The following is a 19,852-nucleotide window of genomic DNA, read 5'->3' on the forward strand; positions in this document are numbered from 1 at the left end:
TTACACCCCCGCTAGATTAACGATTAATAAACTTTGATTGTCTGCTAAATAAGTTCCTTCATAGTCAGGGTTAGGGTCGCTCATTATAGTGATACTGTCAGACATTACGCTACCTGAATGGCAATAAAAACTTTGTACAATTACTTCCCACATGTCGCCATCTTTGGAATCTGCATATAACCCGTTTAATGGGATAATCCCAATTCTTTTGCCATAACCCCGATTAATACTATTAAAATTAGGCCATGGATCATTACGACCTAATAAGCGAGCCCCTTTAAGGGATAAAATGCAATCTAAAATTCTTAAATATTTTTTATCAGAATTAAACAAAATTTCTCCGTGCGCATTAATAATTTCTAGTCCACAATTAGCTTGTCTTACTAGATTATTATTGTAATTAAATATATGTATTCGCACCGGATTAATATCAGATATATTGTGTTGATACCCTATACCATATGTAATTTTTGTAGCATCTTCCCAAAGTGGGGCTATTGATACAACATCACTGTTAGGCTCAAAACAGTATAAAGTATTAGTAATTTTGGGCACTTGCAACTTTGCATAACTATATTCTCTTACGTCAGTAAGGACAAACTGATTGTCATGTACCCCTGTGCTCCGCAATAATGATAAGTTTTTAAAACTGTCATTTATCACAACTTTATTGTGATCATTCTGTATTTCAATATAGTTACTCATTAGTACGCTCCATATATAAATACAACTAACATATGTTTTTGATTATTATGAGTGTAATTCCATGACAAAATATTATTTTCAACATTAATATTAATTGCCCAATTTCTTTCATCAGGGTACGCTACGTAATACCACAATTGCCCCCCTTGAGCATCTAATTGTATTCTTCCACTTTTCGTGTTTAAATTAATCTGGCCAATAACACGGCACAAATTATCAGTAACATCGAGCATAACGTTCCCATTCTCATCAAACACTTGTAACCCTTGAGGCACTTTCTTCTTCCTCCGTTTCAAAAACCACACTAATACACCAACAGCAAGCAATATCAAGCCAATTGTAGTTACCATATCCCCATCCTCACTCGCAACCTGTTATTTGCGTCAAATACTTGAATTAAATTATCACTAATCTCAACACGAGCCCCACTTGTTCGGGTGCGTAACGTGCCAATAGTTGCCGTTATGGCACTTAATGACGATACATTGAGCTTATCCGCTGATACGGATTTAGCCGACAACATGCGATTTACGATAACGCCGTCGCTAAATTGAGTAGTGCCGTCAATTTGAATGTATTTGCCCGCTATTTTGATTGTTTCAGGGCTGACATTGATAGCCGATACTACATCACCTCTACCAACTTTCAAACCAATAGCTTGATTGAGTTGAGTAATCGCACTATAAGTACTATTTGCAGGACTGCCCGACAAGTTTGCAACGATTGACGTGATACTGTTCTCGGTTTGTTGTACCCTTGTTTGAATACCGTCTAAACCGTCTAATTTATCAAGTTCAGTCTTGATACTTTCGTCTAGCATTTCGTCGGTAACTTTCAAGTTTTCAATCAAACTAGCGTCGATTTTAATCTCAACCGTTACGAGTTGTTCGGTAGTTTTAGCACCTTCACCGAATAGGTCAACGTACGCCACTTTTACACCATAAACACCGCCGTCTAATGCAATAAATGCCGAGTTTGATGTAACAAAATAGACTGTATCGTCAATATAGATGTTGGCACCCTTGCAACTGCTTGGAATTGAGCCAAACGCAACCGCTACGCCGCCCAAACGCGGGGTAATCGCTGATATAACAGGCTCAACCGGCACGGGTACGTTGTACTCTAAGACAGCCGGTGCACTATATCCCTTGATAGGGTTATGAGCATACAAGTAAATAGTGCCTTGACGGTTGGTGAGTGAATCAGTGCTATAGGTTGTGTTGTTGCTTCTGCCAATTAGACCGGCATCAGTGCCAACATTCAAGTCTGACCGCAATTCATAATAGTCTACATCGGCATTTCTGACCTCTAGCCAATTAAAATAGGCACGGTCGCTAAAACTTACCCTAAACCCTTGAGGAGTGTTCGGCTTTTCTGATTTCATGACTACTTGAATCGACTTAATGACGCCCTGTGAGTAGTTGCCGTGTACGTCTTTGACCTGTACTCTAACATCATAGGTTTTACCGAGTTCGCAACCGCTGATAATAACTTGACCGTTACCGTTCCCGCCGTACTGCCATTGCCCACTTTCTCGATACCACGCTTCGGCGGTGTCAAAACTCGTGATATTCGGCGGTGTATAGGTTGCTACAACATCATAACTCTTTACCCCTTGCCCTAAATCATAGTATTTAGTGTATAGCGTGAGATTACTAACTTCGGGGATATAATAGGGCTTAATCGTGTATTCAAACGCCTCTACATCGGCTAAATCTTGTTCTTGACCGCCAAAAATATTCATTGAGGTACATTTGATGTAAATCGGCTTGCCGATGTCCTCGGTTCGATAAGGGGCACGGAATAACGCCTCATCAAGGCGTACGATTTCTTCGCCCGCGTTGTGAGATACGGCGGTAGTGCCATATTGCCCTCTTACTAATCCGGATAATACATAATTGCCGTTAGCCTGTAGTGTGGCGGTTTCGTACGATAAACACTCACCGTTAAGCCAACATACGGTATTCCCTCGTTCGGCGTCGAGATGAGTACCGCTTTTGAGTTCGCCGTATGACATTTTGACCGTGCAACTTGTTGCCGTATCAGTCAAGCCACTAACTAGCGAGCCAATGCGTGCCCTATGATTTAACGTGCCTATTTGCTTGTAGGACGTTCCCGAATCTGATACCCATATATTGCACCCACCCCAACCGCTTGGGGCTGTTACGGCTAATAATAACTCATCACCGGCAATGTCGCCCGGCGGTTGTATGACACTCAATCGGGTAACGCTTGGCGGTGCTTGGTTATAATCAACAAATGGTCGTTCGTTCTCATGCACGTCATATTTTGCCGGCGAATATGTCCCCGGCGGTTTGCCAACGGCGGTTATTTCAAGTTGCCCGTCGTTTGCCTCGTTGACGGCGGTAATAACTACAACTTGCTTATTCAACTGACAAATCTCATCAGTCAATGTAACAAGGTCGCCCGGTTCTAATCGACAAAACGCCCAATCGAGCCTAAATGTGTACTGATTCTTAGCGTATAACTGTTTCATGGCGAGTTGTTCCGCCAAGTACATGGCTCGTTTTTTCGTATACAAATAATGAGCGGATTTAACGCTTGCCGGCCGTAGTCCGTTGCGTTGCACATCTGCCACAACTTCAAACGATACAACTTCTTTCTCGTAGCTATTGGAGCGATTAATAAACTCGACGCTTGCTTGGTTGTAACACTCGCTACTATCCTTACGAGAATATAACACAAGTTGCCCATCGGAGCCCGGAATTAAATCGTCAATGCCTAAATCGTATTTGATTTCTTTGTTAGGGCTCCACGAGCCTACAGGTTCATCGGCTAATGGCACAATCTTTAATTTGTTATTGCTCCAAAATAGATAGGCGTTTGTCATTTCTGCTATGTCATTGATGATTTGTTGAGCCTTTTGGGCTGACATGCTCGGCGGTGAGGATATTAATAAATCAGCCGCCGCACAATATCGGCGGTAATTGTCTATTCCGTCAATTTGTACGTCGCCCATGCCGGCACTCTTAAGCACATGCAAAATGTAGTCTGCTGGGTTAACATCAACGCCGTCGCCGGTGTTTAAGAGTTTGCCACGAACCTCGAAATTGTAATTCGGTAGACTACCACGGTCGCCGAGGTCAACAACGCCGGCCATGTAGGCAAGTCCGGAATATGGTAACGCTTTTTCGGGGTGCTTACCGACAACATACGGCCATGGAGATTGCCCAAGTGATCCGCTGAATAATGTAAGTTGGATGTTTGGGTTAGGATAATCAAATACTTCCTTGTCAACCCACACCTTGCCAACGCTTTGAATAGGGCCCTCGCATAAGGCAATAGCAGCCGCCACCGTATAAGTGTAAGTAATGTTGGTGTGCTTTGAACCGCCACCCTTGCCGGCTCGTTGCGTTTGCTTGTGCTCGTGAGCCGTGAAGTCATCCCAATAAATGACGTTGCCACTAACGCGAGTAGTTCCTAAGATGTCGGGCACTACTTCGCCATACGAGGCACTATTGATTTGAAAGTCGCCCAATTTATCGGCTCTTGTGGTGGTTCCTTTGCCACCGAATAAAAAGCCCATTAGGTTTCCCCCTTTCCGTTAAATCTGTAAATATGCCGCAATCGGTGCCGGCCTTTGGCATCGTAAAATAGCACATCATCGAGTTTCGACAAAATCACGCCTTGGTCGACAAATGCATGAGCAACGACGCCCGGAGCGACTAATATAGCTCCATGACTGACGCATCGCCCGTATTGATATAATAGAAAATCGCCTATCTGTGGGCTATCCACTTCATAAGCGATTTTTCGTATGTGCTTTATAAACTTTTCCTCTGAACGGTGCAAGTGCCACTCATTCGAGTATTGCTCTATCCTTAAATCTCCATCGTGCAATAAGCCCGATTCTAAGAGTACCCCTAGAATTAAATGAGCACAGTCAACGCCACGGCCTTTTACCATAGCATAATTCATGTATGGCGTGCCTACCCATGTGAGGGCGGTTGTTGCTATTAGTTCGCCCTGTTTCATCGTATCGATTCCTTTAGTGGCACATACGGCGTCGCCCTGTTGCGATTGAAATTGTTAAATTTATCCTTGCAAGTTTGCGGCGTCTTATCACAGCCGGGATATATATAGGCCTCGTTGCCGATTTGTGGCATGGCGTCAGAGGCGGTCATATACATAATGCGATTGTTGGCACTACGCATGATTTGAGTAACTTGCCCGACTAATGCCCCGTCAAGCCATTCGATGCCGCCGGCGTCATAATACCCATTACTAAATGTAGTGTTAAATTGCACATTATGAGCGTCAATAACAGAGGTAACTCGTACCCGTTTACGGTATTTATTAATATCAACGCCACAATCGGCGTCATAAATACAGTAAGGGCACTGCGGATAGTATCGACGTATCGGATATTCAACATTGAGCTTTTGCACTGTCGATTTAACATCGAGTTGCAACGTCAAGCCGCCGCCCTTCTTAACCTCAACAACGCCCTCAAATAGGTCGATAGCGTCAATCACGCCCTTAGCGTTAAAAAATGCCCGTCTAAGTTTAAGAGTAGCCCCATCAAAACCGCCATTATGAGCCACCGCCATAATAGGCACGCCGCCGATTTTATCGTCGAGAGTACAGTTAATTGTTACAGTTAACTTGTCCACTGACACGGTTGAGCTTGTCTTGATTTGATTGCGAGTAATAATCGGACCGTTTGAGCGGTAGGTTTTACCGCCCAACTTAACATCGGTATCAGTAACCGCCCAATAATACAATACTCCACTTTTCAAAACTAACTCATAGAGGTCACAGCTTAAGAATGACTTTTCATTATTCAAATGTGCCGATAGTGTTTCGCTTACTTGTTTCATTGTACCGTCACCAACTTCATACTTTTAGACTTATAAATATTCTTATAGACTAATTCCGCAGTAAATTCATCGCCGCTTAGCCTTACCTTCCAATAATAGGTATAATCGGCGGTAATAACCGCCGTAGGGCTTATAGTCTGACTTGTAGTAATTAAGCCCTTATCGATTCGGGCAATGCTTATCGGCTTGCCGTCAGCGTATAGCGTAACGTTTTCGATGTGCTCCACCGGCTCGAGGTAATCGCCGAATTTACGCACGGCTTGCCACTTGCCCTCTGCACCTGTGCCGAGTTGTATACCCTTTTCCTCGTAGTCCTCGGGGTCAAGCCATAAGAATGGTTCATGTCCGCCTTTTATCGAGGCGAAAAAGCCCATAATCTCACGATATTGTTCCGGCGTCAAATAAGCAAACGCCGTTGTGATTGTGTATTGTGGCCGTTGCCAAGTAGTCAGAGTACGGATTTTGCCCGCACCCGACGTCTTGACAATAGTATTCCACTTTTGCGATTTTGTTGATTTCCATTCGAGGGATTTGATTGCCGGGAATTTCTTCATCACCATACCCCCGTTTCTGCCGTAAATTCACGATTGCCGTCGTATAAGTATTGTTTGATAACTTGCCCGCCTTTTGAGCTAAGCCAAGACATGAAGGATTCTGCGTCCATAGTTGTGATGTGCAAAGTAACATTACCGCCGCCGTTTTCACTGCGAGCAATGCCGTCGCCGATTTGATCGAATACATTTTCGGAGAGCGGTAAAACTGCCTCCGGATATTTACCCTCGGCAATGCGTGCATAGGTTTCGCCATATGCAAGGCCGCCATCTGCTAACCCTGTCAAATTACCGCCAAGGTTAGGCTTGAACGTGTGTAATCCGGATGTCATGCTACCGTCACCGAATAAACTACCTCCGGCCGCACTAAGTGCCGCCGTTTGAGCTTGACCGGCCGCGGTTGCCGTACTCCATGCGGTCATACCCATCGTAGCACTTGCCCCGAATGTAGCCATCGAAACTTGTTGAGCTAATTGTGTCCACGGCCCGAGTTGAGCATTAGCCGCCGCCACACTAGCCGCCGTTTGTTGTGATTGAAGCATTTTGCCAAATATCATTTGTTTGAGTTGCTCGGCAATCCATTTAGCCGCCATATCTGCTAAAGTTTTAACCACGGCTTTCCCCATATTTTCAAACATAGTCATAACACCCTTAGTACCTTGTAATACGCTAGATAGTCCTTCGGACATACTATCTAAGCCAGCGTTTATTGCATTAAACATAACTTCTTGGGCGCTCCAATGTGATTCCATGACTGCATTCAGGTATTCCTCCATCATTTCCTTCTTGAGGTCGTAATTAGCCTTAGCGGCAACATACTCATCAGTGAGTGCCTGTTGCAACGCCTCGAAGTTTTGAGTTCGCATAGCCTCATTAATCGCCCATTCTTCCTCGGCTTGGGTTCGCATCAATTCAGCCCGCTTATTGGCGTATTCTTCATCGGCGGCGCATTTCAGAGCATTAATTTGCTCGGTAAACTTCAACTCATTATCCTTCGTGAGTTCAAACGCCACGCCTTGAGCTTTAAGACTTGCTATATAGGTTTCTTGGTCGCGTTTCGTCATGGCCGCGTAATCGTCAGAATAGCCTTGCCATTTGTCTTTGATTTCATTAATGGTTTCTTCGTAATCATTAGCAAGTTTAGTAAGCGGTGATTCCGCACCGGTTGAATCTTTGGTTTGCAAGCCGATATTGAATTCTCTAGACATATCACGAACAGAATTTTGAATTTCTCGGGCTCGTTTTGCCTCTTCATATAAGGCCTGTTCGCGTTTCTTAGCGTACATTTCCATGAGCCGCGTTTTATCTTCTTCATAATTCGCATTATTCGCCTTTGATTTGTCGAGTTCTTCGAGTTCTTTAGCTAGCCATCTGTCCACAAGGTCGGATTGCTTGCCGAACATATCGAGCCAACTATCAAGAATGGCCTCGTGGGTTCGTCTAGCCTCTTCAACGGCTTGGCTGCCTTGTGATTTACCGCCACCACCGCCGCGGCCGCCACCGCCAACATCGGGAGCCTCGCCACCGCCACCGCCGATATCAATTTCACCGGGCTCGGGAATATCGCCCATGTCAAACATCTTGCTAGCGAACGTTTTACTTGCATCAGCAAACTGTTGCACGCTTTCCGGGCTAATTTTGTTAAATTCCTGAACGCCCTCGAAAGACTTACCAAAGGCGCCGGCGATAGCTTGCCCGGCCTTGTTAAATGCTCGAATGAGCGTATTTAATAACTCGATAACCTGATTCACCGCCCAAGCGGACGTATGTAGGGTGCTATCCCAAACATTAGATAAAGTTTGAGATAGGCCGCTACTAGCGACTTCTGCCGCTCCGAAAGCCGTAATAAGGATTGTAATACCTGTTACAACTAAACCGATAGGATTAGCCTTTAATACTGCATTAAGCACGCGTTGACCGCCGGCAAACAATAACCCACCGGCACGGCCTGCAACATATCCGGCTCGCAATATGCCAGTACCGACTGCCGTAGCGGCTGTAATCGACCGCACAAACGCCATCTCGGCACGCAGTATCGCTAAGCCTGTTGTAAACGTTGCAGTTGCCGTAGTAATACCAAACAACACCGCCCTATATGAGCCTGTAACTACTGCAAGCCCTTTAGTGATAGCCTGTTGCGTCGTCATGGTAGTACCTAAGGCCGCCGTTGCGATGCGAGTAGCCACTATATAAGATGTTACGCCGGCAAAGGTTGCAATGGCCGGAGGTCCAAAGGCCGCAATAATACTGCCCGTAGCCTTAACGGCCGCACCGAGGCGACTGACAATATTACTACCGGCGGTTATAGCTCCACCAATAGCCGATACACCAATTTGAGCCGCCACACCTAAGCCTTTAAGCCCTGTTTCGACACCGGCAAGCACTGCCTTAAATTCCTCCGTGCCGGTTGTATCCTTCATCATATCCATAACCGGCTGAAATGCGACAATCGCACTATTGGCGAGCTGATTGCCGACTTCTTCAAAAGTCATAGGCAATTCGTCAAATTTAGCATTTGTCTGCTCTACTGAATTAAATAATGCACTTTTGATAACGTCTGCTGTAATTAACCCCTCAGATGACATTTCTCGTAATTTCCCAACCGATACGCCCATTTCTTGGGCAATGGCTTGAGCGAGCATAGGGGCGTTTTCCATAATTGAGCGGAATTCGTCGCCTTGCAACCGCCCCGCCGCCATGGCTTGAGTTAATTGATACATGGCCGCTGATTGCTCTTGAATTGACGCACCGCCAATTTTAAACTGCTTGTTCATCTGCTCAACAAATACAATAGCCTCATCGTTGCTACTAAATGCATCCTTAGCGAGCATATTGAGTTTGCCTACGCTATCAGCCATATCTAAATATGAACCTCTAGCACGTTCGGCGGATGCGTAAATCTTATCCATGAGCTCGTTGGTTGTTTGCGAGCCGTCATTGATTAAGTTGATACGTGATTTAGTTAATGCGAGTCTGTCGCTCAATCCTGTGGCCTTGGCGGCGACATCTGCAATAGCGGTGCCAATCATACCAACGCCAACCGCCGCACCGGCCATAGAGGCCACGCCAAACGCCTTAGATGCAATGCCTTGCATTTTGCCGCCTAAAACTTGCTCAGCCTTCTTACCGACTCTATCAATCGCCTGTTCGGCACTAGTTGAATTACCTGTAATTAGCACCCGAATATTTGTATCAGCCATCGCTTACCACCTCCTCGGCCTCTTTCCATTCCCTCTTAAATGCAATATCTTGCTTAATCTTCTCTACCTTAGTCGGTGGATGTAATGACCTCATAAGGTCTTTTACATCGATGCCCTTCTTGAGATGCACATTAGCAAGTATCGTTGTTAAGAATGCAGCTTTTTGATCGCGATACTTTTCTCTATCATTAAAACCGCGTTCTAATTTTTCTAATTCCATAACATCAAGCCTCTCAAACTCCCACGGCTTGAGTTGTAGCACGCTATAGGCCACCCGTTCTTTTATGGATTTCCATTTTAAAAAAGAGGGGGCTTGTTGCCCCCTATCTAGTTTTTTGCGGATTCTTCGGCCTCTAATTCATCCTTTTCGTCGTCGGTAAGTTCTTCGGGGAACATTCCATAATATGCTTGTTTACCGGCTACACCGCTTGCAATTAAGGCCTTTTGGACAGGGGCAATCAATTCGCCAATAGATAAGTCTTTACTGTCCATCAATTCTTGAATCTTGTTAATATAAAATTGTGGTTTGCGACGCCCTTCATGACGGAGGCCGATTTCATAGGCGATAAATAAATCATCTAAAAAGAACCCCTCAATAAATAGGCGTTGAATTGGTCGCCCGATGGCCTTTTCAAATTCAGCTAATCGCATAATGTTAAAATACAGTTCTTCACCTTCGCCGAACCAATCGCATTTGATTTTTTTCATACTTAAAACCTCCTAAAAAAGAGGCTGACCGACATTATAGCCGGTCAGCATTATACACATTTACGGTTTTTTGAGTTCAGACAAAGGACCTACGCCGTTAAGCGTGCCCTTGTAGGTTGCCACGTCGTCATGTGGCGCACCGATAGACAATTCTGTACAAGACGCCCAACCGGTATAGTAGGATTTGTTAGGGTATTCAAATTTGATGTGTACCCGTTGCCCCGCACGCCAAGCCTCGTCAAGCGCTTCCAACCTTTCGTCATTTACCATGAGCAAGGTCTCAAGGTCAATGCTCCATTCTTTGAGCCCCGGTAACGTGCTCTTCCAGCCGTCATCACCCTTATGAGATGCGTCAATGCTGTCAGATTTACGGCTTAAGTCGCCACTGCGCTGCCCCCCTAACAAGGTCCATTCAGCGCCGGTTGTTTCGTTGGTGCCGGTATTAATGTAAATTAAATAATTCTTCCCAAGCGTAGCCATTACGGCTTCTGTTGCCGGTGCTAACGCTTTTTTCTTTCCAGTTGTCATAGTTCTCATTACTCCTTTCGGTTCTGTTTCCGTGGTAGTAGTTAGTTTCGTTTCAGCCATTACTTACCTCCCTATGTTTATAAATCCGCAAATTGAGCTTAGTTTCTGACCCAAACAAAGGCCATAAACTTTCCGTTGCCCCTGCGGTAGTTCCTACTTCAATCGTTAATAATTGGACGTTATCAGCGATAAACAAGCCTTCACCCTGTAACGCCCACAATTCCTCATTAATCGCTTGAATCGCATCAAAAAAGCGACGTTCTAATTCGGCGAGTTTCGCATAACCGCTATCAAGGTCGGGGTTATCATCCCTCACCCATAAGGCAACCGCCATTTTGATATAGTCCTCATCCTCGCTATCGCGATACAAATCAAAGACTTGGCTTGATTCCGACAGATTTAAGGTCGTAGGGTGCCTAAATCCATACACAATATTAACATCATCGCAACGTTTCGCGAGTTCGTCCCCGATGTAGTGAAGTCCTTCATAGAATAACATACCCTACCCCCTGTATAATTCCACTGACCTATAGCCGTTCTTGCCCGCCTTATTGCCTGTTAGGTCAGCCGGCGTAATACGGTTCTCTAATTCCTTGATTCTAGCCTCGTAAAACTTCAATTTCTGCCCGAAATAGTCAAGCGTGCCAGTTTTCTGCGTCGAGTTGCCCCACACGGGAGCATTAGCCCCGTATGACTTTTTGATGCACACCTCACGCATAGCGTACGCCGTGATGAGTTCCGTGATTATAAAACTCGGTACAATTTCTTCAAATTTAACATCAAGAGAGGCGGCGAAATATGCGAGCCACTTTTCGGCCTTTTCCATGATGTCGTCAGTGATATTCTGACCGAGTAAATCATCACTTAAACGTATAAGTTCTACCTCGTATAGTGCTTGCAATGTCGCTCACCGCCCTTTCTGTATGCTTAGCGAATATCTCATCAATGCGAGTTTTGTTATTTTTCAAGGCGTCATATAGAAATGGGTCGCCCTTGTAGCCCGGATGCCGTACCGATTTGGCAAATATAGCGTCATTGCCTTCAAACCATCGGAGCGAACGCTTATTCACGGCAAATATATCGTGTTCCGGCGTGCCTTCATGTACAAATGAAGCATATGAGGCAATGTTTGTATCAAGGTACGCCTCACCTGTTAGCCCGTTGTTAATAAATCGAGTTTCAACCGACTTTTCAAGCTCGCCCGAATGTGATGTGTAATCGTGGTCTTCTTGAGCCTTGCCTCGTACTAAAACTGTAGCCTCTCTTACCGCCAATCTAAGCCGCTTATTAAATGCATCCCGAGTATTACTCATCCGCCTCAACTGCTTTCTTCGCTGTTCTGCGTTTAGGTTTTGGTTCTTCAACCTCTTCTGGTTTTGATTCTTCAATAGGTTTAGGTGGTTCTAATTCAGCAATAATAAAGCCTTGTTCAATGTACTGTGCCACCTTTTCAGATGGCACATACTGAACCTCGTTTAATCTAACTAATCTGACCATAATTAAGCTCCTGTATTAACCCATACGCCGGCTAATTTGTTGGTCGGAATCCATAAGTCATGGAATTTGCGATAATCAAGCTTCCACGCGTCCGCCTTTTGGTTGATGTCAGGTGTGAAAATACGTACTTTGTCAGTTTTGGAGATGGCGAGAGGTGCATTTTTTGCCATGATAATCCAGTTGATGCCTTTTGCTGCTTCATCCGCTTTAAATCCACCTTGTTCCTGTCCGCTAGTTTTGCCGTCAGCGAATACATACGCCGTTTTCATGCGTGCAGAAGGAACGCCTAAGATAGGGATATCATTATAAGCACGTACTTTAGTATTGATTTCACCGGCTTTGAAGTCCGTAACAGACATATAGCGCTCAATCTTATCGGCGCTATTTAAAATGTTACGGATAGGGGTAGACATAGAAATAACAAGCGGCACATCTTCGCCTACAATATCCTGAATGTTGGTAATTTCTTCATCAAGTTTTGCCAAAATGTTGGCGGCGGTCGGTGTAAAGCCCGCTGTTTCGTGTTTTGCCGTTTTAGCGAGTGCAGCAATACGAGAATAACGGTAAGCGTCAACTTCCGGAATTACCTGTAAGCGCTGAAATTCGCCCATTACATTGCCGGCACTTGCGACAAAGTTAGATTCATCAATGTCCATTGCGTCCAAATGGAACGTGCGGCCACGGTCTTGAGTTAATTTGTAGTCATCATAGGATAAGGTTACAGAGCCTTGATTGAACCCTTCATCACGGCTATAGGTTGCCAAGCCGGATGTAGTGATTTTTGGCATACGCACCGTGTCGCCGCCGTTGTACTTAACTTGAGATGCGTTCGCTTCCATCCAACCGGATGTAGCCCCGACCAACATTTGTTTGTCGAGAGACTGTTGAAACAATTTAGCCATTTCCAATGTGTTAATTGCCATAATTTTTTACCTCTTTTCTTTTTTTCTTTAAATTCCTAATGCCTTTTCAAATTCTTGTTGTACGTCGTTACCACTCGCACCGCTTGCCCCGCCCGATTCACCGCTACCGGCGTTTTGCGTACTTTTAACCGCCCAAGGCTTGCCCTTGAGAAATTCGGCCGCGTAATCCTGAATAGTGCCGGTTGTGCCATCGTCCTTAATGTAGCTATATGAGCCATCTTCACTCACTGTTACTTTGTCGGCGGCCATTTGCGCGAATAGTTGCGGATCCATTGCGTTGTTCTTGGTAAACGCGTCTACAAATTGCGATTGGATGTCGGCCTTAATGCGTTTACTTTCGGCTTCTTTGCGTGCGTTTTCAGCCTCTTCCGAACGTTTCGTTAAGGCTTCCACTTGCTTTTTGAGCGTCGCCATTTCCTTGTCTGTGCCGGCCTCCGCCGTTTCAAATTCGGATAATTTCACACTTAAGCCATCACGCTCCTCGGTCAATTTAGCAAGTTTAGCCTCCGCCGCTTGCTTGCCTTCCCGATGTTCTTTTGCTTCATTGCTTAATTTTGCAACTTCTGCTTTAATCGCCGATACATATTCGCTACCGTTTTCCAATCCTTCGAGCTTTGTGTATAACTCTGCTAATGTCATTTCTCAACCTCCGTATTTAAATGACTGTAATACATAAAACGGTCTCCACCGTTTTTACCAATAAAAAATGCCCGTGTGCTACACTGCACAGGGCATGAAAAAACCGCCTACCTAAGTAAGCGGTTAATCAATAACTTCAATTGATTGTATTTCATTTTGATATATTCCATATTCTGTATTTTTGCCATCAACCTGTAAAACAAGACAATATTGTCCGTTGTCGCTATCGTTACTACCTTCCATGTTAATTATGCGACCTTCAAGCTCTGTTCCTTCAACCCCAATAAGCCTAACTATCCGCCCCATATACTTTTCTATTTCAGATTCTTTAATCATTTTATATCATCCTTTCTCGGTATAACATGGAGCCCTCTATTAGATAAGTGTACAGTAGCATATTTTACCACCAACTCTTGGTTTGCTTTAATTAATACACCATTAGCCCTTGGCAAAAATATAGCTACTTTTTTACTCCAATCCCCTTTCAATGTCATTTGCAATTTTCCAAGATAAAGTGCCCTAATTATTTCCGACAGCTCTAGTTCACTACTATAGTAGCTTTTCCCTTCTTGATATCCATCGGAAAACTTATAATGTATATCCTGTCTAGGCGTAAACTGCTTTTTACAAAAAGGCGATTTGATATAATCCCATATTCTTTCTTCAAATTGCTCATCCGTTTCATTTGTCATTCGTTTAGCAAACTCTTCTATATTAATTTTACCATCTACCATATGATTTCTCAATGATTCAGGGATAATTATGCGACCTTCTAATTTTGTACCATTATAAGCCCTTGCTTTTAGAGTCCATGACACCCCTGCCTCGACTTCTCTACTACCATACACACCTAACAATTGCTCTTTCTGCCGTTGAGTAAGTGTATTAATATATTCACGTCCACCTTCTTCAATGCGTTCGCTAGGCTCATCCGGCACTTGCCCTTTAAATATAGGCTTGAGCCGGCACATGCAGTGTGGGTGCACGGGGATAGTTGGTACCTTATCCTTAGGATATATACCTTTTCCAAGGCCGTACAAATCAGCATTAGCATACAAGTCGCATATATCATGAGTAGGGTGTGCCGTCGACAATTTCCATTGATACGCCACGCAATCCTCATCGTTTTGCCATTTAGCTAAAAAACCGTCAATATATGCCCTTGCTCGTTCAGTGCGTGCGATACGTTCAGCAAAATACCGAGTTCGTTCTTGTGTCGCCACATGCACCGCCTTAAACAAAGCCTCATTGTTGCGTGATTCAATCGCCTGTAGCACCTTGTTATACGCGTATTTCATGCCTTGCGTGTTAAGCTGTCGGATATATCGTTCAACTTGACGCATGGCGTTTCTGTATTTTTGCTTATCATAATTCGGGCCATTGCTTAATTTAACGAGTTTTCGCATGAAGTCCGGTATATCTTGCTCCGGAATAATACCGCCGTAGCCATAACCGTCAAACAAAGCGAGTGCATTAGCCTTGTAATTGGCGTTCTTTAGCATTTGTTGATGTAGCACGCTAGCCACCATATCACGCACAGCCTTAGCTCCCTTAGTCGTACGCTCCGATAGAGTGAGTTTATCGGGAGCCCACACCATTTCAAACGCCTTACTTATTACGCTTGCCGCCAATACACCGCCATAACCTTGCTCTGCAATTCGATGCAGTGACTTTTTCACTTCGTCTTGCAAGGGTTTCATAATAGGATACTCCAAATACGCCATATCAACGGCTTGTTTTGGGGTATACCCCTTATCTAACAACTCTTTAATTCTCTTTTCAAAAGCATCAATCATTTGATTGGGCGTCATCTAGCTCACTCCCGTAGGCGGTTGACTGCTCTAAATCATTGGCGGCGGCTTGCAACTCGTTAATGATAGCATCGTAGATATCGGGGTCAATGTTTGGCATATACGATTCAAGCACTTTTTTGGCAACTTCCAAACTAAACGTCTTACTTGTAATGCCTAAATCAAATGCTTGTTGTGCCTGTGCTAAACAATCAGCCACATCATCAATATTAAAGTCTCGCGGATATTCGCACTTATAATCGACTGTTTCACCCGCCCACATTTCATAGAGGGTAATAATTGCCTTTTCCGCCTTTTCGCACTGCACGGCAAAGTTAACAAGGTTCTTGTTCGTCCGCTCAAAATCCCACTTCTTGGCAAGTCCAGACTTCGCCGATTCAACGCCAATGACGCTATTTAAACCGCTCATGCGATACATCTCACCGACTAAGTTTTTGATTTGCTCCATGAGCACCTCAGCGGGTCCCGAATCCGGCGCAATAAATTGAGGTGCATTTGTGTCAGAAGGATATAATAGCAAGTTATTGGTGCCGATTGTTACATCGGTCATGTTAGTGCCCGCACTCTGCATAGTTAAGATGTTAAACGCTTGATTATCGCTGATTTGACTGAGCAAACTGCACAAATGGTAGATATGATAGTTAGTCTTAGCGATTGAAATAAACTCCGGCGCCGGTAAGACTCGCCGAGGGTCTGTATTTCTGCCAAACCACTGCACAATAGGCACTCGTTTGAGATTATTATTGCCGCTCCTTAATAATTGGTCGTGTTCATCTCGCACTTCCCAACTGTCAATCGTCCATTTATATTTACGCACATGATAGCCGTCATCGTCGTAGTAAACACCCTCATAACTGAAATCAATTAGCCGGCCTCGCTCATTGAAGTGCCACCCGGTTACATTCTTTGGCTCAATCGCCATGAGAAATGGCAACGCCCTCATGTTTAAATCGTCAGCCTCTGATTCGCCGAGTGTTGCCTCGTTATTTACGAGAATATATACAACGCCATATAGTTTGGCGGCGACTGCTTGCCGGCTCATGAAGTCCTGTAAGTTAGTGCCTACTCGGTCAACGTTATCAAGAAACATTTTAAATTTCGCTGTGTCGCGATAATCTCGCTTAATCTCATCATTAAATACCGGCAATACAGTGCTGTCGATAATCGGCCCGACATAGTTAAGATAATACGCCAATTTCTTACGCCGTGCGTAATTCTTATTCGATTCCCTCGCATGCTTAATCAATGCCGAGCCGTCGTAGAATTGCCCGTCGCCATAGTAGGCGTCATGCAACAGCTTATACATTTCATTCTTTCGATTTGTCGCCATTATGGCCCTCCTTAGTAAGTATTAATATGACCGCCCTGTATACCACCCATACAACAGTATTCCGCTACGCCTGTCAATGCATCCGGGGCGTCATCGTGTTTATTTTTACCTTCCCGCTGATACCTTGTAACAGCATCATAAAACTCTGGCCATTTATCTCGCCAATTAACAGGGAAGTAAATGTGTTCCATTACCCAAGTTGAATTTGATAATATTCGAGCCTTTTTATTCCGGCTTTGATGGAACGGATGAATTGAGCATCTGTTATTTTGATATTGATTAGCCAATATCGTAGTAATAGACCGCGCAAAACCTCGGCCACCGTTATTGCTTTCAATATCAGCCACATTTACCCTATTTTGTACAAGCATTCGAGCCATTGCCGGTTCTGTTATTTCCATGCCTTTTTTGGTATATAAGACATCCAATATATAGGCTTCTTTGTTATACACGCCGTAGCAAATACTGCATAAATAATCTTCGCCTTCGTCTGCGGTGTCGGTATAGTTCTTGATTTCAGTGAATAAACTTTGTCCGCAATCATTAACCGGCGGAGAACCGTATGTCTTGAGTGTCGTATATAGGCACCCTTTTAAGTCGATAGGTTCTTGCTGATAGTTAGCACTTGCTATATCCTCGCCCATGGCTCTTTTCTTCGCCAAGTAGCTATCATACGATAGCACTTCATCGCATAGCATGTGCCCGTCGTCTTGTAAGGCTTTCATCGTGATAATTTTAGGCTTAAATTTAGTATCATGCTTAAAATGCGATATAGCCCGTCCGGCTAAGTCATCACTCGCCCAACGGGTCATAATTAATATAATTTTGCCGTTTTCTTCTAATCGAGAAAGCATGGTGTTTGTAAACCATTCCCAATGTTGCTCTTTGACATTTGCGTTATAGGCTTCTTCGGCGTTTTTAATAATGTCATCGACTATCATCAGCGAGCAGCCGAAACCGGTAGCAGTACCGCCCGGCGACGTCGCTAGATATGAGTTAAATTGTCCGGCTAACGACCATAAACTCATGGTGCTATCGCCGCGTTTTATCGCCCTACCGGGGAATATATCACGATATACAACAATATCCTCATCGGCTTTTTGCTCTTGAATTGCATTTCTGACATTCTTAGCAAACATCGTCGATAGTGTTTCGTTATATGAGCCCGTCATGATCTTTTGCGTCGGGTCATTTCCTAAAATCCACTGTACAAATAATTGAGCCGTTCTACTCTTACCGTGCCGCGGTGGCATATTCATGATTAGTACGTTATGCTCGTTACTATCGAAAAATGATTGTAATTCATTGCATAGCGTTACTAAATACTCTCTATCCGATTTGTAAAAGTCCGGTGCCATTAAGTGGCAATAATAAAAAAACTCGCGTCTAGCGAGCTCTAATTTTGCCTGTTTAATAATGACGTCCTTATTCATTTTGAATCAACTTCTTTATGTCGGCCGTACTTACACCCTCAAATGGATTGTTGATATTACCACTCATCTCTACATCACGCTTATCACGCCATAAAACAGGCCGTCTATTTTTAAGCCAAAAGATTTGAGCTGTGGTATCAGGCATTACATGTTTAACTATTTTCTTTTTCTTAATACCATCTTCACTGCATTCTTCTGAATATTCTACATACTCGTACCCTAATGCCCTCTTCAATAAGGCGTTCTCAACTTGAATATCGACTATTTCTTTTCCCTTTTTTAGGGAGTCAGAAAAGTCAGGATACTTTTTCTTCCAATCATAAAAAGTTTGCTTTGAAATTCCAATCTTAGTAGCAATCTGTTCGTCAGTAAACCCGTCGCGAGCCCAAGCCTGTAACAGCAATAGCTTATCAGGCTCAAGCCATTCTTGATATTTACCTTTTGCCATTACAAGCCTCCTTTCAAGTAGTTTCAAGTAGTTTTAAGTAGATTGTAAGTAATACAAAAAAGCACCCTTTCGGATGCCTTTCTGTCTTGTGGTATTGTATTTGCTTAGGAGCTAAAAGCCCCGGCGGTTTTTCGCGAGTCCGCCTGCGGGCTTTTGTACATCTATATTATACTATAGTTCGCTTGTAAACTTCTGTAAACTTTTGTAAACCATTTTTCAAAATCTTATCAAATTCTTCTAGTGCCTGCGGTCTTAACTCCTCATATAACCACTGTCTAGACAATTCAAGCTTATCGGCGATATATTCCCAACTCTTACCGTTGATATATCGCAAATGTAATAGCATCTTAAGGCGTGCCGGTCTAACTTGTTCAATCATCGACTCAACGGCGTCAATATAAGCCTCTCTTGCTCGGCGTTTTGTCTCTAATTCTTCTAGTCGCTCTTCAAATTCTGCCACTTGATCCGATAAATCTTTTACCCCGCCACTCTGAATTGGCTCTTTGCCATAATCAACCGCCTTTATCGAGAATAATTTGAGCCACAATTCCTCAATAACACATTCAAGGTGTTTGAGTTCGTCTTTTACCGTTTTGACGTGTTCTAGTGCTTCCAATCCTGTCATTTACCCTCCTAGTCGTATCGCCTTTTACTCGTATCATCCATAAGGCTGATTCTATTCAGCAGCCTAAACCCACCGAGTTTGCAAGTGAGTTTTATAATCTTGATAACAATCTCTAGCCTATTCTCTTCGTTACATATCCGCTTAACTGCCTCATCGCCTGTAGGGTCATTATACGCTCTAGTCATTTAACTCCTCCGCTATTTTCTTTCTAGTTTGCCTAATTGCCCACGCAAACTTTATGGCGTGCCATAATTCTCGCCACCCCTTTGCATTATTTATCGCCTTTTTTATCGCACGTCTTACATGTGCCCGCAACGCTTCCATAAGAAACAGCTCCGCTTCTAATTTCGTCATTTCCCCATGCTCCACCAAAACAGTTTTAATAATTTCCGCCAAACTCTTAGAGGCTATTTCTAAGTATTTTAGCCGAGTTCGTTCATCCATGTTAAGCCTTTGCCCTTTCTGCCACACTATCGACTAGATTAGCAGTTACTAATGCCCTAGCCATTGCCGGCACTACGCTATTACCAATTCTCTTAACTTGCTCCTTGATTGAATATTTCTTTCCCCGATAGTCAAACTCTAGTTTGTAATCATCGGGGAACCCTTGAGC

23 protein-coding genes are annotated in these 19,852 nt (G+C 43.9%); all 23 read right to left on the reverse strand.

Annotation, left to right across the window (positions count from 1 at the left end):
- Complete coding sequence (locus QZL64_RS12060; RefSeq protein ID WP_021842213.1) at positions 1-705, reverse strand: hypothetical protein; 705 nt, start codon at positions 703-705, stop codon at positions 1-3.
- Positions 705-1,055 (reverse strand): hypothetical protein, encoded by a 351-nt coding sequence (locus QZL64_RS12065; RefSeq protein ID WP_021842214.1) that lies wholly within the window; start codon positions 1,053-1,055, stop codon positions 705-707. The genes QZL64_RS12060 and QZL64_RS12065 overlap by 1 nt, the downstream gene beginning before the upstream one ends.
- Positions 1,049-4,252: a phage tail protein gene (locus QZL64_RS12070; protein ID WP_021842215.1), complete on the reverse strand. Its 3,204-nt coding sequence runs from the start codon at positions 4,250-4,252 to the stop codon at positions 1,049-1,051. Before QZL64_RS12070 ends, QZL64_RS12065 begins: the two co-directional genes overlap by 7 nt.
- The gene (locus QZL64_RS12075; RefSeq protein ID WP_021842216.1) at positions 4,252-4,701 is read right to left on the reverse strand and encodes a C40 family peptidase; all 450 of its coding nucleotides are present in this window, start codon (positions 4,699-4,701) and stop codon (positions 4,252-4,254) included. Before QZL64_RS12075 ends, QZL64_RS12070 begins: the two co-directional genes overlap by 1 nt.
- Positions 4,698-5,546 (reverse strand): DUF2163 domain-containing protein, encoded by an 849-nt coding sequence (locus QZL64_RS12080; RefSeq protein ID WP_021842217.1) that lies wholly within the window; start codon positions 5,544-5,546, stop codon positions 4,698-4,700. The genes QZL64_RS12075 and QZL64_RS12080 overlap by 4 nt, the downstream gene beginning before the upstream one ends.
- Entirely contained in the window at positions 5,543-6,100 is a 558-nt protein-coding gene (locus QZL64_RS12085) for a DUF2460 domain-containing protein (RefSeq protein WP_021842218.1), read from the reverse strand. Before QZL64_RS12085 ends, QZL64_RS12080 begins: the two co-directional genes overlap by 4 nt.
- Positions 6,100-9,297 (reverse strand): tape measure protein, encoded by a 3,198-nt coding sequence (locus QZL64_RS12090; RefSeq protein ID WP_021842219.1) that lies wholly within the window; start codon positions 9,295-9,297, stop codon positions 6,100-6,102. The genes QZL64_RS12085 and QZL64_RS12090 overlap by 1 nt, the downstream gene beginning before the upstream one ends.
- Positions 9,290-9,517 (reverse strand): hypothetical protein, encoded by a 228-nt coding sequence (locus tag QZL64_RS12095; RefSeq protein WP_021842220.1) that lies wholly within the window; start codon positions 9,515-9,517, stop codon positions 9,290-9,292. Before QZL64_RS12095 ends, QZL64_RS12090 begins: the two co-directional genes overlap by 8 nt.
- 107 nt (positions 9,518-9,624) lie before the next feature.
- On the reverse strand, positions 9,625-10,005 hold the full coding sequence (locus tag QZL64_RS12100) for a hypothetical protein (RefSeq protein ID WP_021842221.1): 381 nt from the start codon (positions 10,003-10,005) through the stop codon (positions 9,625-9,627).
- 60 nt (positions 10,006-10,065) lie between these two features.
- Positions 10,066-10,593, reverse strand: a complete 528-nt coding sequence (locus QZL64_RS12105; protein ID WP_021842222.1) for a phage tail tube protein — start codon at positions 10,591-10,593, stop codon at positions 10,066-10,068.
- Positions 10,586-11,032, reverse strand: a complete 447-nt coding sequence (locus QZL64_RS12110; RefSeq protein WP_021842223.1) for a hypothetical protein — start codon at positions 11,030-11,032, stop codon at positions 10,586-10,588. Before QZL64_RS12110 ends, QZL64_RS12105 begins: the two co-directional genes overlap by 8 nt.
- 3 nt (positions 11,033-11,035) lie before the next feature.
- Positions 11,036-11,359: a hypothetical protein gene (locus QZL64_RS12115; protein WP_295253662.1), complete on the reverse strand. Its 324-nt coding sequence runs from the start codon at positions 11,357-11,359 to the stop codon at positions 11,036-11,038.
- 34 nt (positions 11,360-11,393) lie between these two features.
- Entirely contained in the window at positions 11,394-11,846 is a 453-nt protein-coding gene (locus tag QZL64_RS12120; protein WP_021842225.1) for a hypothetical protein, read from the reverse strand.
- On the reverse strand, positions 11,839-12,030 hold the full coding sequence (locus QZL64_RS12125) for a hypothetical protein (protein WP_021842226.1): 192 nt from the start codon (positions 12,028-12,030) through the stop codon (positions 11,839-11,841). Before QZL64_RS12125 ends, QZL64_RS12120 begins: the two co-directional genes overlap by 8 nt.
- 2 nt (positions 12,031-12,032) lie before the next feature.
- A complete protein-coding gene (locus QZL64_RS12130) occupies positions 12,033-12,953 on the reverse strand; it encodes a hypothetical protein (RefSeq protein WP_021842227.1) in 921 nt (306 codons plus the stop codon).
- A gap of 27 nt (positions 12,954-12,980) precedes the next feature.
- Positions 12,981-13,592 (reverse strand): hypothetical protein, encoded by a 612-nt coding sequence (locus QZL64_RS12135; protein WP_021842228.1) that lies wholly within the window; start codon positions 13,590-13,592, stop codon positions 12,981-12,983.
- A 123-nt stretch (positions 13,593-13,715) separates the two neighbouring features.
- On the reverse strand, positions 13,716-13,928 hold the full coding sequence (locus QZL64_RS12140; protein WP_021842229.1) for a hypothetical protein: 213 nt from the start codon (positions 13,926-13,928) through the stop codon (positions 13,716-13,718).
- A complete protein-coding gene (locus tag QZL64_RS12145; RefSeq protein ID WP_296309625.1) occupies positions 13,925-15,388 on the reverse strand; it encodes a polymorphic toxin type 50 domain-containing protein in 1,464 nt (487 codons plus the stop codon). Before QZL64_RS12145 ends, QZL64_RS12140 begins: the two co-directional genes overlap by 4 nt.
- Complete coding sequence (locus QZL64_RS12150) at positions 15,381-16,733, reverse strand: hypothetical protein (RefSeq protein WP_021842231.1); 1,353 nt, start codon at positions 16,731-16,733, stop codon at positions 15,381-15,383. Before QZL64_RS12150 ends, QZL64_RS12145 begins: the two co-directional genes overlap by 8 nt.
- Positions 16,734-16,744: 11 nt before the next feature.
- Positions 16,745-18,166 carry a phage terminase large subunit gene (gene terL / locus QZL64_RS12155; RefSeq protein WP_021842232.1) on the reverse strand — a complete coding sequence of 474 codons (1,422 nt, stop codon included), beginning with the start codon at positions 18,164-18,166 and terminating at the stop codon, positions 16,745-16,747.
- On the reverse strand, positions 18,159-18,614 hold the full coding sequence (locus tag QZL64_RS12160; RefSeq protein WP_021842233.1) for a helix-turn-helix domain-containing protein: 456 nt from the start codon (positions 18,612-18,614) through the stop codon (positions 18,159-18,161). The genes terL and QZL64_RS12160 overlap by 8 nt, the downstream gene beginning before the upstream one ends.
- 166 nt (positions 18,615-18,780) lie before the next feature.
- Positions 18,781-19,239, reverse strand: a complete 459-nt coding sequence (locus QZL64_RS12165) for a hypothetical protein (RefSeq protein ID WP_021842234.1) — start codon at positions 19,237-19,239, stop codon at positions 18,781-18,783.
- 177 nt (positions 19,240-19,416) lie between these two features.
- Positions 19,417-19,683, reverse strand: a complete 267-nt coding sequence (locus QZL64_RS12170) for a hypothetical protein (protein ID WP_021842236.1) — start codon at positions 19,681-19,683, stop codon at positions 19,417-19,419.
- Positions 19,684-19,852: the final 169 nt, after the last annotated feature.

Source organism: Veillonella sp. CAG:933 (assembly GCF_000431435.1).
Classification (GTDB): Bacteria; Bacillota; Negativicutes; order Veillonellales; family Veillonellaceae; genus Veillonella_A.

Coding starts and splice junctions, on each gene's coding strand:
- QZL64_RS12060 (WP_021842213.1), bottom strand. CDS start 705: ATGAGTAACTATATTGAAATACAGAATGATCACAATAAAGTTGTGATA.
- QZL64_RS12065 (WP_021842214.1), bottom strand. CDS start 1,055: ATGGTAACTACAATTGGCTTGATATTGCTTGCTGTTGGTGTATTAGTG.
- QZL64_RS12070 (WP_021842215.1), bottom strand. CDS start 4,252: ATGGGCTTTTTATTCGGTGGCAAAGGAACCACCACAAGAGCCGATAAA.
- QZL64_RS12075 (WP_021842216.1), bottom strand. CDS start 4,701: ATGAAACAGGGCGAACTAATAGCAACAACCGCCCTCACATGGGTAGGC.
- QZL64_RS12080 (WP_021842217.1), bottom strand. CDS start 5,546: ATGAAACAAGTAAGCGAAACACTATCGGCACATTTGAATAATGAAAAG.
- QZL64_RS12085 (WP_021842218.1), bottom strand. CDS start 6,100: ATGAAGAAATTCCCGGCAATCAAATCCCTCGAATGGAAATCAACAAAA.
- QZL64_RS12090 (WP_021842219.1), bottom strand. CDS start 9,297: ATGGCTGATACAAATATTCGGGTGCTAATTACAGGTAATTCAACTAGT.
- QZL64_RS12095 (WP_021842220.1), bottom strand. CDS start 9,517: ATGGAATTAGAAAAATTAGAACGCGGTTTTAATGATAGAGAAAAGTAT.
- QZL64_RS12100 (WP_021842221.1), bottom strand. CDS start 10,005: ATGAAAAAAATCAAATGCGATTGGTTCGGCGAAGGTGAAGAACTGTAT.
- QZL64_RS12105 (WP_021842222.1), bottom strand. CDS start 10,593: ATGGCTGAAACGAAACTAACTACTACCACGGAAACAGAACCGAAAGGA.
- QZL64_RS12110 (WP_021842223.1), bottom strand. CDS start 11,032: ATGTTATTCTATGAAGGACTTCACTACATCGGGGACGAACTCGCGAAA.
- QZL64_RS12115 (WP_295253662.1), bottom strand. CDS start 11,359: ATGGAAAAGGCCGAAAAGTGGCTCGCATATTTCGCCGCCTCTCTTGAT.
- QZL64_RS12120 (WP_021842225.1), bottom strand. CDS start 11,846: ATGAGTAATACTCGGGATGCATTTAATAAGCGGCTTAGATTGGCGGTA.
- QZL64_RS12125 (WP_021842226.1), bottom strand. CDS start 12,030: ATGGTCAGATTAGTTAGATTAAACGAGGTTCAGTATGTGCCATCTGAA.
- QZL64_RS12130 (WP_021842227.1), bottom strand. CDS start 12,953: ATGGCAATTAACACATTGGAAATGGCTAAATTGTTTCAACAGTCTCTC.
- QZL64_RS12135 (WP_021842228.1), bottom strand. CDS start 13,592: ATGACATTAGCAGAGTTATACACAAAGCTCGAAGGATTGGAAAACGGT.
- QZL64_RS12140 (WP_021842229.1), bottom strand. CDS start 13,928: ATGATTAAAGAATCTGAAATAGAAAAGTATATGGGGCGGATAGTTAGG.
- QZL64_RS12145 (WP_296309625.1), bottom strand. CDS start 15,388: ATGATTGATGCTTTTGAAAAGAGAATTAAAGAGTTGTTAGATAAGGGG.
- QZL64_RS12150 (WP_021842231.1), bottom strand. CDS start 16,733: ATGGCGACAAATCGAAAGAATGAAATGTATAAGCTGTTGCATGACGCC.
- terL (WP_021842232.1), bottom strand. CDS start 18,166: ATGAATAAGGACGTCATTATTAAACAGGCAAAATTAGAGCTCGCTAGA.
- QZL64_RS12160 (WP_021842233.1), bottom strand. CDS start 18,614: ATGGCAAAAGGTAAATATCAAGAATGGCTTGAGCCTGATAAGCTATTG.
- QZL64_RS12165 (WP_021842234.1), bottom strand. CDS start 19,239: ATGACAGGATTGGAAGCACTAGAACACGTCAAAACGGTAAAAGACGAA.
- QZL64_RS12170 (WP_021842236.1), bottom strand. CDS start 19,683: ATGGATGAACGAACTCGGCTAAAATACTTAGAAATAGCCTCTAAGAGT.